Below are 15938 nucleotides of genomic sequence, written 5' to 3'. Positions count from 1 at the left end.
CATTCATGGGCTTTCTAAAAGGTAAGAGCAGTATCATGATCTATGAACGATGGGGAGACATGAAATTTAAATATAGGGGAAGGCAGTTTTGGTGCCGAGGCTATTACGTCGATACAGCGGGAAAAAATGCTAAAAAGATTCAAGAGTATATACAAAACCAGTTGAAAGAGGATCAAATAAGTGAGCAACTAACCTTTGACACGGCGAACCCCTTTAAGGGGTAGTCGAGTAACGTTAGCACGGGCAGACCACCGACGCCCTTCAGGCGCAGCTAGTAATGCAGGCCCTTTGGGCCGAAAAAGGAAAACCCCCGGCTACGCCGGGGGATGTTTATTGTTGCCAAAAAGTTTTTCTCCCATCAGCTGCGGTATATATGTCTTGAATGAAGGACAAAAGGCGATGACGACGAAAGAAGGGATTTATGCATTACCTGAGTTACGGCGACAAGGCGAGGAAGTCGCTTTTGTTTATTCACGGGCTGGCGTCGTCGGCGACGTTGTGTTTTGAGCCGCTCCTCGCCTATTTACGGGATTACTACGTGATCTTATGGGAGTTGGAGGGGCACAGCGAGGATGTGCCGGAGGATTTTTCGTCTTTCAAGACCAGTGTGGATGCCATCGAGGATTTTGTTCTACATGAAATGAATGGGGCGGTTTACGGGCTTTGCGGCTTTTCCATGGGGGCAACCATGGCGGTGGAGCTCGTGGGCCGCGGCAGGTTGAATGCCGAGCGCCTTTTTTTAGACGGCGTGGTCGCCTATCCCATGGGCATGTACGCGGCGCCTCTCACTTGGGCTTTCACCACGGGAGTTGAGCGAATCCAAAAGGGAAAATGGATTCCAAAATGGGCCATGGCGCCCTTGACGGGCAAGGGAAACGACAGCATCCGATCCATGGTTTATCCCGGCGTAACGAGCCGCAGCGTAAAAAATGCGTGCCGGGATTTGTATCGTTACGAGATTCCGGAAGGACTTCGCCGATTTTCAAATCCTGTGTTGTGTTTGCGGGGCAGCGGGGAGCCCGTGGCAAAAAAGAGCGAAGCATTGCTGCGAACTTACTTGCCTCACATGGAATCGAAGGTTTTTGAGGGCATGGGCCACGGCCAATTGCTCTTCGAAGCGCCGAGGACTTACGGGGAAATTTTGCGCGGTTTTTTGGACTAATTGTTATTCCCTAAAATTGCCATAAAGAAACCGCCGGGATCATCCGGCGGTCAATTTATTTTAACAGATGCAAGTCTTTTACCATGGCGATGAGATCGTCTTTGTCCGCGCCTTCGGCGGAGATGGAGACGAGGAGGCCGTCTCGTTCGAAGTCGGCATCACGGCCTTGAATGATGACTTTCACGCCGTCCACATTGACTTCGTAGATCTTGCCTTCGCCGCCGGTTTCATAGGCGGTTTCGGGAGACGAGATCCGTTCGTTAATATAGATGGTCTTGCCGTCTTTTTCGTAGGTGAAGGCGACGTAATCGGAAAGTGTCCCCGGCTCGGCGAAGATTTCCGATTCCACGTAATTGTATTTATCCGAAAAGACCAGGGGATTGAAGTTTAATTTTTTGGCGATTTCTTCCACCGGGGCCTTGTCGCCCGTATCTTTTTTCACTTCGTCGGCGTACTCAAAGGTGACTTCGCCGGTGCGGGTGGCTTCGTCGTAATTGCTTCCCACGATTTCCCGGCCGTCTTTGGAGTAGACGTGCTCTGCCTTTTTCAGGACTTCGAAGTCGGTGATTTCATTTCCCTCTTTGTCGAAGACCTTTCCCTTTAATTCCTCGGGGAAGGGGATGGCCACGGCCGGCTCGTCTTCGTTGATGACGATGCGGCCCGAGGGGCTCACGACTTGTTTCACCGTGTTCACGATGCCGCCGCCGAAGCTCGTAAAGGGGAGGGTGGCGATTAAAAGGGCGCAGGCCGCGGCAATGGCGGGCTTTTTATATTGTTTTCGTTGTTTGTTTTTCATTTTTGCATAGACCTCCTGTTTGTCTTTTTCGTCGGCGGTGTAGAGATTTTTTAGATTTTGGCTTACGTCATCGTGGGGGTTTTTATTTTCATTCATAATAGGCCTCCATTTCTTTTCGCAACTGATTCAGCAAACGGTGGATCATGACGCCCACGTGATTGGCGTTCGTGTCCATAAGCTCGGCGATGGTTTGGTTGGAAAGCTCCGCGCCGAATTTGTAGCTGATTAACAATTGGTCTCTCGGCTTCAATTTTTTCACGGCCCGGCGCAGATAGGCGAGTTCTTCTTTGTTTTCCATTAATTCATCGGCGGCCGGATCCGCCTCGGCCACATCCTTTGCCGCAATTAAGGGCACCCATTGAAAGCGATTTTTTTTGCGGTAGTAGTCTTTCACTTGATTGCCGGCGATGGTATAGAGCCATACCTCGAAGCTGCCTTTTTTCGGATCGTAGGCGGAAAATTTTTTGTAGACCTTGAGAAAAATATCCGCCGTGAGATCCTTGGCCACCTCCCGATTTCCGGTGCGGTAGGTGACGAACCGAAACACGGGATCGAAGTAGCGATCGTAGACGGCTTCAAATGTAATTGCATCGTCCATGACCGTCGGCATGTCGGTGGTTTTATCCATTGGCTTCACCTCCTTGTCCTTTCACTTGTATATACGCGGGAAGGTGTTCTTTATTACAAAATTTTCTCGTTTTATTTATTGTACCGAGTGGGGGAGAAAATTTTAACCGTGTGGCGACAAAATCTCTTTACAGGGTAAGCTATAAGTGGTATCATAATGAAAGGAAAACATTTCCTGAACTTCATATATTCTTCGGGGCGAGGTGCAATTCCTCACCGGTGGTAAAGTCCACGAGTCATTTTGATTGAATCGGTGCAATTCCGATACCGACGGTATAGTCCGGATGAAAGAAGAAGCGAAGGCAACTTTTGTTGTCTTTCATTTGGTTGTCACTCCGAAGCATTGTGCTTCGGTTTTTTTTATGCAGGAGGCTTTATGGATGAGCAGTATATGAATCGGGCATTGGCTCTTGCGAAAAAGGGATTGGGCAAAACGAAGACCAATCCCATGGTCGGCGCGGTCTTGGTAAAAGACGGGCGCATTATCGCCGAGGGCTACCACCACGGCTTCGGCTTGGATCACGCCGAGGTGGATTGTCTGAAGCAGGTGGAGGAGTCGCCGAAGGGCGGCACCATGTACGTGACCCTGGAGCCCTGTTCCCACTACGGCAAGACGCCGCCCTGTGTCGTGGCCATTGAAAAGGCCGGCATCGCACGGGTGGTGGTCGGCACTTTGGATCCTAATCCAAAGGTGGCGGGCCGCGGCGTCGGCGCCTTAAAGGCAGCGGGGATTCAGGTGGATGTCGGCGTCTTGGAAGGGGCCTGCCAAAGGCTGAACCGCGCTTTTTTCACCAGCATCATGACCCAAACGCCTTATGTAATTTGTAAATTTGCTGCCACAGTTGACGGAAAAATCGCCACGGACACGGGGGAAAGCCAATGGATCACCTCCGAGGCGGCGAGAGACGACAGCCACAAGCTTCGCGGCGTGGTAGACGGGATTCTCGTGGGCACCAACACGGTGATCAAAGACAATCCCCGCCTTTCCAATCGAAGCGGCGTAGGCGGCGATCCTACGCGGATCATTTTGGACCGCCGCGGCGCCGTGGATTTGGATTATCACGTTTACGACGGCACCCAGCCCACCATTGTCTATACGGTACACATGGAGGAGGCGAAGATCAAAGCCCTGAAAGATCGTGGCGTCGTCGTGGAAGTGGTGAAGGAGAAGAAGGGCAAGCTGGATCTTCCCGCCATTTTAAAAGACTTGTACGCCAAGGACATGGGTCGCATTCTCGTGGAAGGGGGCGGACGCCTCCACGGCAGCCTCATCGACGAGGATTTAGTGGATGAATTTGCCCTCTATCTGGCGCCTACTTTGTTCGGCGGCGGAAAAGAGGTTGTGGCGGGCCGGGCCATCGCTTCCCTTACTGAACGGCGAGATTTCGTCTTTGATGAGGTGAAGATGCTGGGGCCGGACCTGTTTGTAGGAGGGGTCAGAGGATGTTTACGGGAATCGTAGAAGAAGTGGGCACCGTGGCCGCTCTGGAGAAGCGGGGCGAGAAAATCGTGCTGCGGGTCAAGGCCGAAAGGGTCCTTGAAGATACGAAAATCGGCGATTCCATCGCCACCAACGGCGTCTGCCTCACAGTGACTTCCATGGCGGAGAACACCTTTACGGCGGACATGATGACGGTGACGGCGAAAAAATCCGCACTGGATCGACTGACGCCTGGCAGTGCCGTGAATTTGGAGCGGGCCCTGCTCCCCACGAGCCGCATGGGCGGACACATCGTCCAGGGCCACGTGGACACGGTGGGAAAGGTTCAGGGCATCGAGCCTAAGGAAGGGGGCTATCTCCTTCACATCGCCGTGGAACCCACTTGGGCGCCTTATTTTGTGGCCCAAGGCTCGGTCACTTTAAACGGTGTAAGCTTGACCCTGGCGCGGGCCGGGCGACATGATTTTTCCGTGTCCCTGATTCCGGAAACCTTGCGCGCCACCAATTTAGGCACATTAAAGCCCGGCGATCCCATCACCGTGGAATTCGACATTGTGGGCAAGTATTTATTGAGACAAAGTGAAGTGGCGGAAGAAGCTTCCCCGCTGGATATGAATTTTTTAAGAAAGCATGGATTTTAGGAGGAAATTATGTGGAACACAATTGAAGAAGCAATCGACGCGCTGAAAGCCGGCAAGATGATCATTACCGTGGATGCGGAAGACCGTGAAAACGAAGGGGACATGATCGTCGCCGCCGAAACCTGCACTACGGAGCAATTAAATGCCATGGCTACCTACGCCAAAGGCCTGATCTGTATGCCCATGAGCCAAAAAGAGGCGGATCGCCTGAACTTAAAGCCCATGGTTTATAAAAATACGGACAATCACGAAACGGCTTTTACCGTCACCATCGACCACGTGGACACCACCACGGGGATCAGTGCCGTGGAGAGGGCTATAACCGCCCGCATGGCCGCCGATCCCAATTCGAAAGCTGAAGACTTCCGCCGCCCGGGCCATATGTTTCCTCTTATCGCCAAGCCCGGCGGGGTATTGGAGCGTGAAGGCCACACGGAAGGCACCGTGGATTTATTGCGCCTCGCCGGTTTAACGGAGGTGGGTCTTTGCTGTGAAATCATGGAGGATAACGGGGAAATGATGCAGCGGGACCGCATCTGCGAACTGGCAAAGGAATTAAACGTCCCCCTCATTAATATCGAGTTATTAAAAGAATACAGAAAGACCCACGACCGCCTTATCGAACGGGTAGCCGAAGCGGACATGCCAACGAAGTACGGTCATTTTAAAGCCGTGGGCTACAAAAACACCTTAAACGGCGAACACCACGTGGCCCTGATCAAAGGCGACATTACAAAAGAGGACGCCATTTTAACCCGCGTTCACTCCGAGTGTTTAACCGGCGATGCCTTCGGTTCTATGCGCTGCGATTGCGGCGATCAATTGCAACGTGCCATGATGCAAGTGGAGGAAGAAGGCAACGGCATCGTGCTTTACATGCGTCAAGAGGGAAGAGGCATCGGTCTTTTGAATAAGCTCAAAGCCTACGCCCTTCAAGATCAAGGCATGGACACGGTGGAAGCCAATGTGGCTTTAGGCTTCCCGGAAGATGCCAGGGAATATTACATCGGCGCGCAAATTTTAAAAGATCTCGGCGTGACGAAGATGCGTCTTTTAACCAACAATCCCGACAAGGTGTACCACCTGGAACAATACGGATTGGAAATTGTGGAACGCGTACCCATTGAAATAAAATCCCACGAAAACGACCACTTCTATTTGGAAACCAAAGCAAAGAAAATGAACCACTACTTGCACGAATTCGGTTGCAATTGCCATGAACATGGACACAAGGAGGCAAAACAATGAACATTATTGAAGGCATGCTGACGGGTAAGGATCGTAAATTTGCCATTGTCGTCAGCCGTTTTAACGACTTTATCACCTCGAAATTGGTGGACGGCGCCCTGGACTGCTTGCTGCGCCACGAAGTAAAAGACGAGGACATTACCCTCGTCAAGGTGCCGGGGGCATTTGAAATTCCCTTGGCGGCGCAAAAGCTTGCCGAGTCCGGCAACTACGACGGCGTCATTTGCCTCGGTGCCGTGATTCGCGGCGCCACCACCCACTACGACTACGTCTGCAACGAAGTCTCCAAGGGCATTGCAAAGATCACCTTGGACACCGGCCTTCCCGTCGGTTTCGGCATCGTCACCACGGAAAACATCGAACAGGCCATCGAACGGGCCGGCACCAAGAGCGGCAACAAGGGCTACGACACCGCCATGAGCGTGTTGGAAATGGTGGATCTCTTCGACGCCATGTAACAGAAAAAATCCGTGGGCATTTGCTCTGCGGAATGAAACAAGCGCCTCCTGCTTCAGGAGGCGTTTTTGTATAAAATAATTTTAAAAAGCCACGATTTTCTTTCAAAAAAGGGTATAATGAAAGTGACAATGTGTCACTGAGTTAGAAACTGATTCAGAAACAGAGGCCGCGCCATCGGCGCAAGCATAAGGAGATGACATCGTGGTAAAAAAGAGAACCTTATTATTACTGGCCGGCGTGATTTGGTCCTTGGCCGGGGGGAATGTATTAAAAATCGGCCTTCAAGCGTACGCCCACGCCTTCAGCCATTTAAATCTGGGCCTGTCTGCCGTCATATTTATCTTGTTTTGGACGAAAGTCTTTCATCCGTTGGTGGAAAAGCACGTGTTCCGCATTCACGGCTACGAAGAAGAGTACAAGCGGCCGTGGAATTTCTTCGATAAAAAATCCTTCCTGATTATGGGGTGTATGATGACTTTCGGCATCACCATTCGCGTACTGAATCTCATGCCCGACGGCTTTATCGCCTTTTTCTACACGGGCCTCGGGACGGCACTGGCTCTGGCGGGGATTTTGTTTTTGATCAACTACATGGGCTACGATGCAAAAGCCGTCGGCGAAGAGTGAAGCATCTGCAGAGGCAGGTGCTTTTTTTGCGCTTGAATTGTCAAGTCAAGTGCAACTCTACTGAATGGTAAACTTCATAGGGCGTTTTCCAGTTTAATCATTTACGCGGGCGACGATTGATCTCTTTTATTTTCGCTTCAATATAGCTATCTGATTGGTCAATATCTTTCGTTTTTGGAAAGTATTCTCTTAATAGACCATTTGTATTTTCGTTGGTCCCTCGTTGCCATGGATGATGGGGCAGTGGGAAATAGAACTCAACTAGAGACAGTTGTTGGGAGACTTCAGGATGCTTTGAGAATTCTTTCCCTCTATCAGGAGTAATGCTTTGAAGGGGTTCATCCTTCAACAGTTCAATCATGGCTTGCTTAACACATTGAGCGTTCTTCTTTGGAATTTTCTAACAAAGTAGGTAGCGACTTTTTCTGTCGGTCAATGTGAGTAGGCATGCCCTGCCGGTTTTACCTGCCACCGTATCCGCTTCCCAGTCACCTAAGCGCTCTCTTTTTTCAGCTGCCTCCGGTCGATCGGATATGGGATTGGTGATTGGAATTTTACCGCGTCTTTCTTCATAGGATTTCGTGTGTCTTGTTTTTCCGCGATGTCTTAGTTTCCTAATGCATCCTCTATTGCCCCTAGAGAGATTCGGCTCGTCAAAAAGGCCGGAATAAATGGCTCGATAAATCGTGGAGAAGCTAATGCTATAAACACTCTCTTCGTATTTTAAACGGGCAGCGATCTGTTCCAGCGACCACTGATGCTCTAAGAATAACGACTTTATCTTTTGGAAAAGGACGGTATCGTCCAACTTCTTATGAGGGCGACAAGCTTTTCTTCCGGTGGCATAAAGTGCCTGTGCGTCATAAGGTAAATAACTTCCTTCTACAGAGTTTCTCTTTAACTCACGGCTAATTGACGATTTGCTGCGCCCTAACTTTGTTGCGACTTCAGATTGATTTAGGCCAATATCCATATAATGCTTTAGCAACTCACGCTCTTTTAGTGTAAAATGAGAATAATGATTCATCGTTCCTCCTGGTTGATTGGTTTTCGTCGACATAATTTTACCAGAAAACGGTGAATCATTTTTTGTTGCACTTAGATTGTAAATTCAAGTTCAAAAAGAGCCTTTTCTTCTTCAGTTAGTTTAATTTCAAGTCTTTCGTTTCTTATTCTATTTGCCATAGTTAGTTCCTCCTTTGAATGTATTTCGGGGTCTTAGAGTTCTCCCTAACAAGCTAAAATTTGATAAAAAAAGAAGCAGATCCCCAAGGGCTGCTTCGTCAATTTTTCCGTAAGTGTCCGTACACTTACTGTGCTTGCTCAAAAGAATAAATTAGATAGCAAGCGTTAAGCACACACTGAATTCTAATATTAGGTTATGTAATCGTACTTCTATATTTACTTGGTGTGATTCCATAAGTTGATTTGAATATTTTAGCAAAATGTCCTGTGTGTGTATAGCCAACTTTTTCTGCTATCGTAGATATTTTATACTCAGGATTTTTCAGCAATAATAATGCCTTATTAAGCCTTAATTCTTTTAAGTACTCGTAGGGAGGAACACCGTAGTATTTGCGAAAAGCTAATTGAAATCGTGCAGGACTCATTAAAGCAATTTTAGAGAGTTCAAGTCCGTCAATATGAACCGATAAATCTTTTTTCATAGCCGATACAGCCCTTTTCAGATTTTGCTTATCTTTTTTAGTTAAGACAACGGATATATTTTTTTCCTTTTCTTCTAACCCTGTAATTATGATAGATAATAGTTCCATAACTTTGCCTTCCAAATATAAAGGCAAAATCTTTCCTTCAGCTTGGGACTCTCTTATCTGTTGAAATATAAAATTCAACTGCGGAGAATTTTGAGTTTTTAACAAATAAGAATTAAGAATCTTTGCTTTTTCATATTCAAAATCATCATATTTTAATTTTAAGAAAGTATCAAAGTATTCTTTGGTTAGGATTATTTTCGTAAACTTTACAGGCTTATTTGCCTCACAATAGGTATAAGTTTTCTTTTCTGTATTTAAGTAGCAATAGATACCTTTTTCTACATTATTTAACTTCCTTCCACCAACTTTAAATGAGCTACTTTCTGTTTCAAATTGACTAATCTCTAAATACTTTTCAGATACTTCAGTTATTTTTTCAAGTGTTTCATTTGGAGTAAAGTCAGCAATTAAAATTAGAATTAAACTGCTGTCAAATTTTAGTATGCGAAAAGTACCTTTGCCAAAATTTGGATCTATTTGAAAGAGTTGTTTGTTTTCAGTTGATAAAGTTGGAACAGGAGTAAAAGGAGCGCCATGTACTAAGTTTGTTAAATAATCAATAACTGTTGTTTCCATTTATTCCACCTACCTCTTTTAATATCACGAATTTATTTAATTATATCACAAATTTATAAAAACGTAAATAGAAATACTGATGAAAAGCTTACAAATAAAGGGATTACAAGGAATGCCGAAATTCATGGTTAGATTTTGAGTTATAAAAAATTAGCTTTATAATAAATGTAGTTAGTTAGATATAGCTAACGGTCAGGAAAGGAGATGGAATAACTAATGGAAAAAAAGAAGACAGGGATATCTTATGTATTCCAATTAGCAAAAGATGAGAGAAAAAAGCTACATTTAGGAATGTTTTTATCTGTCATTTCTGCGGCTTTATCATTAGTTCCTTATTTTGTAGTTTATAAGATATTACTAATGATATTCCAGAAAAACATTTCGTATACAGAAATTTTAATGTGGGCAGGTATAGGAATTATAAGTGCTGTTTTGCAAGCAATACTAATGTCCTTTGCGGGCATTTTATCTCATACAGCAGCTTTTAACACAATACACAGAATTAAGCTGAAAGTTGTAAATCATATTTCAAAATTTAATTTGGGATTCTTTCAAGAGCATGCCCCCGGAGAAATTAAAACATTGTTGTTTGATGATGTAGATAGAGTTGAAAATTTTTTGGCTCATAGCACTTTGGAATTAGCTCAGGTAGCAGTTGTTCCGGTTATTATGTTCATTTTCATGTTGAAATTAAATTGGATGATGGCACTTGTTATGCTTATTCCTATGATTTTGGGATTAGGAATTCCTATGATGCTAATGAAAAATTATCCGGATATGTCAACGGAGCTATCCGAAGATATTGCTGATTTAAATGCTTCGGCAAACGAATTTATAAAGGCTATGCCTGTAATAAAAATGTATCATTTAACAGCAGAAAAATTTGAACAATATAGAAGCTCATTGAATGCGTATATTACTTGTTGGAAAAAGATGTGTATGAGTTCTTGCTATCCTTTATCAATAACTTTAGTGGTTTTGGATTCAGCAATCTTATTTACATTGCCGTTCGGAGGATATTTCTTTTTGAGAAATTCTTTATCAGCAACATCCTATTTACTGTTTATTATGCTTACAATGTGCTTTTTTGTTTCGTTCTTAAATATGGTAACAATCTTTATGCAATCTATGGAGCTTGGAAGCGGATTGGATAACATAAAAAAAATAATGGATATGGATGAATTGAAAGACGGAACAAAAATCATAAACAAGAATGAGTGTATGAAAATAGATTTTAAAGACGTTACTTTCAGTTATGACGATGAAGAAACAAAAAATAAAGCATTACAACATATAAATTTATCCTTAAAACCGAATACAATAAATGCTTTTGTGGGACCTTCCGGTGCAGGCAAGACAACTGCTGCACAATTGATTGGGAGGTACTGGGATGTAACAAGTGGAGCAATTAAAATTAACGACATACCGATCAATGAATTAAAAATAGATAATTTGATGGATATTACATCATTTGTTTTTCAAGATGTATTTCTTTTGGAGGACACTCTCTATGAGAATATTCGTATGGGAACAGATGCAGATGAAAATAAGATTATTGAGGCTGCAAAAGCAGCACAAATTCATGACTTTATTATGAGTTTACCGAATGGATATCAGACAAGAATCGGGGATCAAGGGGTGAAATTGTCAGGTGGACAGCAACAAAGAATCTCAATCGCAAGGGCAATACTCAAAGATTCTCCAATTATTATTTTTGATGAAGCAACTTCCTATTCAGATATAGAAAATGAGTATCAGATACAGTTAGCACTTCAAAACTTGTTGAAAAATAAAACAATCATTATGATTGCTCATCGTTTGCATACTATTAAGAATGCAGATCAAATTGTTGTATTTGATGAAGGGGAAGTCGTAGAGGTTGGAACACATAAAACTCTTTTAGAAAGAAAAGGGGTCTATGAAAGTATGTGGAATACATACACAAAAGATTACTTTGGAGAGGGGGTAAGTACAAATGCTTAAGATTATTAGAACACTTCTGAAAGATAAAAAAGAAAAATTGTATTTACCGATTTTTCTAATGGTTATTGATTCGATAGGAAGCATTGTTTTGTATTTAATGCTCTATTTTACCGTAGTTAGTATATTGCAGAATACATTAACTAAAACCTTAATCATAGAATATACGGTAATATGTTTCATCAGTATGATTGCAAGGATACTGATTTATAGGCATGCATACTATTTGAGCTTTTCAAGAGGAGCTGAAATGTGTGGAGATATGCGTTTGGATTTAGCAAATCATTATAGGAGTTTGAGCCTTGGTCATTTCCAAAAAAATAGTAGTGGTTATCTATTATCAACTCTTACAAAGGATTTGAGTAGTTTTGAACTGATCATAACGCACACCTTGCCATCGGTTATTAAAACAGCAGTTACAGCAATATTGATTTTATTAGGCACATTTTTTATCGATTGGAAGCTCGCATTATTAGAGTGTTTAGTATTGCTTATCGCATATCCTATGTTGATATGGGGCAACAAATTGATAGAAAAATACGGGGCAAGAAAAAGAAATTTAAATTCTAAGATGATTTCTATTATTTTAGAGTACATTCAAGGTATGAAAGCGTTTAAGTCAGCTAATATGACAAGTGAACATTTTGAAAGAATGATAAATACACTTGAAAATGTTAGAAAGACAAGCGTAAACGCAGAAAAGAAAATGGCGTTACCTACAAGTATGTACTTTATCACAGTTAACTTTTTGCTTCCGATAGTTCTTCTTATAGGAGGATATTTGCTTATAGATGGTAGTGTTAAAACTGAACAGTTTGTAGCTTTTATGCTTATGAGTTTAGCATTATCTGCACTTCTTATTGCCTTTCAACATTCCTATGGACTATTGAAAGATTTGAAATTAGCTGCAAGTAATCTTGAGAAAGCTTATGAAACGAAGCCATTGCCTTATTCTGAAAATGAAGTTGAATTAGAAAATTTTGATATTCAATTTAAGAATGTAAATTTTTCTTATGATAGAAATAAAACGATTCTGAACAATATTTCTTTTGAAGCAAAAGAGGGGACTTGTACAGCTTTAATCGGTCCTTCCGGTGGAGGAAAAACCACAATTGCCAATTTGATTGCAAGGTTTTGGGATGTGAACAGCGGAGAAATTATAATTGGTGGAAAAAATATAAAATCCATAAAACCTGATGTGTTGCTTAAATATGTTAGTCAGGTTTTTCAAGATAATGTACTGTTAACCGATACTGTTTATAACAATATCAGGGTTGGAAAACCTAATGCAACAAAGGAAGAAGTTTATCAAGCTGCAAAATTAGCTTGTTGCCATGAATTTATTTTGAAAATGAAGGATGGATATGAAACGGAAATAAAAGATGGAGGAAGTACATTATCCGGCGGTGAACGACAAAGGATTGCTATTGCAAGAGCGATTCTGAAGGATGCACCAATTCTTTTGTTGGATGAATCTACAGCTTCTCTTGATCCTGATAATGAAGCTAAAATCAATAATGCTTTGGAGCATTTAATGCAAGGAAAGACAGTTTTTGTTATTGCTCACAGATTGAATACCATTAAAAATGCTAATCAAATTATTTTGATAAATAACGGAAGAATTGAAGAACAAGGAAATCATAATGAACTATATGGAAAAAAAGGACATTACTATGAAATGGTAAATACACAGGAAAGAGCGAAAAAGTGGATGATAAAGGAGAATAGTTATGGAGAGGCTTAGTACTTTGAAAGAAAAGACAAAAGGTAAAGTTGTTGAAATTATTGGTGATACACATTTTCAAAGCAGAATAATATCTATCGGAATAACTGTCGGAAGCGATGTTGAAGTTATCCAGAATTATAAAAAGCAACCTATTCTCATTTATTGTAGAGATACGATGATAGCTGTCAATAAGATAGAGGCAGAGAAAATAATGATGGAGGTACTTTGAGATATGAAGAAAATAACGATTGCTTTGCTGGGGCAGCCTAATTCTGGAAAATCGACTTTGTTTAATGGGTTGACAGGCTCAAATCAACATGTTGGAAATTGGCCGGGTAAAACCGTTGAGAAAAAAGAAGGCGAATTTTCGTATAAAGATACCAATTATACGATTGTGGATTTACCAGGAACTTACGGATTATCAGCAAATTCAGAGGAAGAAGTTATAACAAGAGAATATATAGAAACCGGGAACGCAGACCTAATTGCTATTATGGCAGATGCTTCACAATTAAATCGAAGTCTATTTATGCTCTCTGACTACATTGGAATAAATATTCCGGTTGTCTTAATCATGAACATGATGGATGTTGCTACAAGTCAAGGGAAAAATATAAATATAAAGGGGTTACAAAAATCCTTGAATATACCTGTCATTCCTATCGTTGCGGCAGATAAAAAGGAATACAAAGAGTTTTATGCTTTTCTGGAGCGTTCAGACAGCGGAAGGATTTTAGCAGACAATAATTTTGAAAGAGCATATGAAAGTGCCGCCGGAGATAAATATAAATTGCTGAAAAATTACATTCCTGATGAAGGGATAGGCGTATTTTCAAAATCATGGATTGTCGGGAAATTATTCGATCAAGATGTGAAAGTAATCGAATTGGTAAAAGATAATGTTGATGAATACAAATTTAAAGAAATAGAGGATATATTAAGAGGCATCAAAAATGGGAATCTGATAACCGGTAATTGCAAATTCGATTGGATAGATAAACTTATCAATGCAAATGTTATTCAGAAAAAGAGAGTATTTAAGAGAAGCAAATTTGATCGTATAGCCACAAGTAAAGCTTTCGGAAAACCTATGGCTATCGGAGTTATCATTTTAGGATTAGTTGCTTCTATGCTCATCGGATTTCCGCTAATGGGGTTATTTGGGTTTGTTATACCTAAAATATCAACATTGTTGGCAAAGGGGCTTGTCGCCATTGGAGTATCAAATTGGCTGATTTCACTTTTGTGTGGAGCCGTAATGACTGCAATTACTTTTGCATTGCAAATGGCAAGTTATGTATTGGGAATTAGTTTAGTATTTGGATTCTTGGAAGATGTAGGATATATGGCAAGAGTTTCCTATGTCTTTGACAACACTATGTCGAAATTAGGATTGCAAGGAAAAGCAATTATGCCGTTCTTGTTAAGTTTCGGTTGTAATATAGGTGGAATCACAGGAACGAGAGTAATTGATTCATGGGGACAGAGGGTTATGACGATTGCATTATCTTGGGTAGTCCCTTGCGGGTCAACATGGGGAGTAGTCGGGCTTGTTACAGGAACATTCTTCGGAAAACAGGCAGTATTTGTGATATTAAGCCTATTTGCAGTTGCTTTTCTACATTTGCTAATCACATATAGGATTTTTAGAAAATCGCTTTATGAGGGAAGTGAACATTTTGGAATGATTATGGAACTTCCACCATATCACAAGCCACATTGGAAAAATTTATTTTCTTCTGTAATGAATAGGATGGGAAATGTACTGAAAAGGGCATTGAGTATCATTATCCTTATTTCTGTTATATTTTGGATTCTTGCCTATACGGCTGATGGAAATATAGCTAACAGCCTTATTTATAAAGTAGGAACATTTATAGAGCCTGTAACAAAATTGTTTGGGTTACCATGGCAATTATTTATGGCTTTTGTTGCTTCTGCAATGGGAAAAGAATCGGCATTAGGAGTAATGGCATCATTATTTACTTCTTCAGGAATATGGCATGCAGTTGAGGTTAAAGGGACAGTAGATACCGCTATTCTAAGCAATAATATGTTGACAATGATTTCAAAGCCGGAAGCCTTAGCATTTACTTTTGCCTTTTTCTTCAATATGCCTTGTTTGATGGCTCTTGCAGCTACCGCACAAGAAACACATTCAAAAAAATGGACGATAAAAATAGCACTGTATTATATATTATCGGCTCTAATTATATCTTGTGTGGCGTATCATATTGGACTACTGATTTTTTAAGGTGTGATAAGTATGCTTATACAACTATTAGAAGTATTGAAAAAGAAAAAGACTTGCACTTTGCAAGAACTTGCTGAACTGACAGGTGAGGATTTAGATAGTGTAAAAATGAAAATTGAATATCTTGAAAATAATGGATATTTGGTAAAAACTAAAAGGTCTGCAACAAGTAAATGCCAAAGTCAATGTTTGGGATGCTCGAATTGTGTTGTTAATCAAGATGATATTTGGATTGTAAAAGATTGATAATAAACGGCAAATAAATGGAGGAATAAAATGGGAAAGTCTATATGTTTATTTCAAATAATAAGTCGCAATAAAAATAGCCCTTTTTTCTATAGACTTTATATCTGTCAGTCTTTTCATATACTCACTCGTCTAAACAATTAAATACAATTAAGGAAAGAACGGGTTTCGTTCATTTTAGAGGACTTTTTATGCCTATGTGCAGAAGTCCTCCTTTTTTTGTCTCTTGAATTGTCAAGTCAAGTGCAACTCTACTGAATGGTAAACTTCATAGGGCGTTTTCCAGTTTAAGCATTTACGCGGGCGACGATTGATCTCTTTTATTTTCGCTTCAATATAGCTATCTGATTGGTCAATATCTTTCGTTTTTGGAAAGTATT

At 41.8% G+C, this 15938-nt stretch carries 15 protein-coding genes, 2 pseudogenes and 1 riboswitch; of the genes and pseudogenes, 12 read left to right on the top strand and 5 right to left on the bottom strand.

What is annotated here, in order from left to right:
• The coding region (locus KO087_RS09055) for a transposase (protein WP_215508547.1) at positions 1-224 on the top strand (224 nt) is incomplete at its 5' end.
• A 197-nt stretch (positions 225-421) separates the two neighbouring features.
• A complete protein-coding gene (locus tag KO087_RS09050) occupies positions 422-1162 on the top strand; it encodes an alpha/beta fold hydrolase (RefSeq protein WP_215508912.1) in 741 nt (246 codons plus the stop codon).
• Between the two features lie 55 nt (positions 1163-1217).
• Here the strand turns inward: KO087_RS09050 and KO087_RS09045 are convergent, their stop codons facing one another.
• Positions 1218-2054, bottom strand: a complete 837-nt coding sequence (locus KO087_RS09045; protein WP_215508911.1) for a hypothetical protein — start codon at positions 2052-2054, stop codon at positions 1218-1220.
• On the bottom strand, positions 2047-2586 hold the full coding sequence (locus KO087_RS09040; protein ID WP_215508910.1) for an RNA polymerase sigma factor: 540 nt from the start codon (positions 2584-2586) through the stop codon (positions 2047-2049). Before KO087_RS09040 ends, KO087_RS09045 begins: the two co-directional genes overlap by 8 nt.
• Before the next feature lie 184 nt (positions 2587-2770).
• A riboswitch (FMN riboswitch) is annotated at positions 2771-2885 on the top strand.
• Between the two features lie 76 nt (positions 2886-2961).
• Between KO087_RS09040 and ribD the strand changes: the two genes are divergently transcribed.
• From ribD to KO087_RS09015, 5 genes are all read left to right on the top strand, one after another.
• Positions 2962-4047 (top strand): bifunctional diaminohydroxyphosphoribosylaminopyrimidine deaminase/5-amino-6-(5-phosphoribosylamino)uracil reductase RibD, encoded by a 1086-nt coding sequence (ribD, locus tag KO087_RS09035; RefSeq protein WP_215508909.1) that lies wholly within the window; start codon positions 2962-2964, stop codon positions 4045-4047.
• Positions 4029-4667 (top strand): riboflavin synthase, encoded by a 639-nt coding sequence (locus tag KO087_RS09030; RefSeq protein ID WP_215508908.1) that lies wholly within the window; start codon positions 4029-4031, stop codon positions 4665-4667. Before ribD ends, KO087_RS09030 begins: the two co-directional genes overlap by 19 nt.
• 9 nt (positions 4668-4676) lie before the next feature.
• Complete coding sequence (locus KO087_RS09025) at positions 4677-5915, top strand: bifunctional 3,4-dihydroxy-2-butanone-4-phosphate synthase/GTP cyclohydrolase II (protein ID WP_215508907.1); 1239 nt, start codon at positions 4677-4679, stop codon at positions 5913-5915.
• Positions 5912-6373 (top strand): 6,7-dimethyl-8-ribityllumazine synthase, encoded by a 462-nt coding sequence (ribH, locus tag KO087_RS09020; protein WP_215508906.1) that lies wholly within the window; start codon positions 5912-5914, stop codon positions 6371-6373. Before KO087_RS09025 ends, ribH begins: the two co-directional genes overlap by 4 nt.
• A gap of 202 nt (positions 6374-6575) precedes the next feature.
• Positions 6576-7001, top strand: coding sequence for a hypothetical protein (locus KO087_RS09015; RefSeq protein WP_251375014.1), 426 nt, complete (start codon positions 6576-6578; stop codon positions 6999-7001).
• Between the two features lie 97 nt (positions 7002-7098).
• Here the strand turns inward: KO087_RS09015 and KO087_RS09010 are convergent.
• Together KO087_RS09010 and KO087_RS09000 are read right to left on the bottom strand one after the other, a co-directional pair.
• Positions 7099-8028 (bottom strand): annotated as a pseudogene (locus tag KO087_RS09010) (IS30 family transposase).
• Between the two features lie 352 nt (positions 8029-8380).
• Entirely contained in the window at positions 8381-9352 is a 972-nt protein-coding gene (locus KO087_RS09000; RefSeq protein WP_215508905.1) for a helix-turn-helix transcriptional regulator, read from the bottom strand.
• A gap of 216 nt (positions 9353-9568) precedes the next feature.
• Here KO087_RS09000 and KO087_RS08995 point away from each other — a divergent pair, with 216 nt between their 5' ends.
• The 5 genes from KO087_RS08995 to KO087_RS08975 are packed head-to-tail and all read left to right on the top strand — an operon-like array spanning position 9569 to position 15558.
• Entirely contained in the window at positions 9569-11335 is a 1767-nt protein-coding gene (locus KO087_RS08995; protein ID WP_215508904.1) for an ABC transporter ATP-binding protein, read from the top strand.
• Positions 11328-13076 (top strand): ABC transporter ATP-binding protein, encoded by a 1749-nt coding sequence (locus KO087_RS08990; protein WP_215508903.1) that lies wholly within the window; start codon positions 11328-11330, stop codon positions 13074-13076. Before KO087_RS08995 ends, KO087_RS08990 begins: the two co-directional genes overlap by 8 nt.
• The gene (locus KO087_RS08985; RefSeq protein WP_002416391.1) at positions 13063-13287 is read left to right on the top strand and encodes a FeoA family protein; all 225 of its coding nucleotides are present in this window, start codon (positions 13063-13065) and stop codon (positions 13285-13287) included. Before KO087_RS08990 ends, KO087_RS08985 begins: the two co-directional genes overlap by 14 nt.
• A gap of 3 nt (positions 13288-13290) precedes the next feature.
• The gene (gene feoB / locus KO087_RS08980) at positions 13291-15312 is read left to right on the top strand and encodes a ferrous iron transport protein B (RefSeq protein WP_215508902.1); all 2022 of its coding nucleotides are present in this window, start codon (positions 13291-13293) and stop codon (positions 15310-15312) included.
• A 12-nt stretch (positions 15313-15324) separates the two neighbouring features.
• Entirely contained in the window at positions 15325-15558 is a 234-nt protein-coding gene (locus KO087_RS08975; protein ID WP_068369046.1) for a transcriptional regulator, read from the top strand.
• Between the two features lie 234 nt (positions 15559-15792).
• Here the strand turns inward: KO087_RS08975 and KO087_RS08970 are convergent.
• Positions 15793-15938 (bottom strand): annotated as a pseudogene (locus KO087_RS08970) (IS30 family transposase); the annotation flags it as partial.

Origin of the sequence: Peptoniphilus rachelemmaiella (assembly GCF_943169845.1) — a bacterium.
In the GTDB taxonomy this organism is placed as follows: Bacteria; Bacillota; Clostridia; order Tissierellales; family Peptoniphilaceae; genus Aedoeadaptatus; species Aedoeadaptatus rachelemmaiella.
This window is presented reverse-complemented; position numbering and strand designations above follow the sequence as displayed.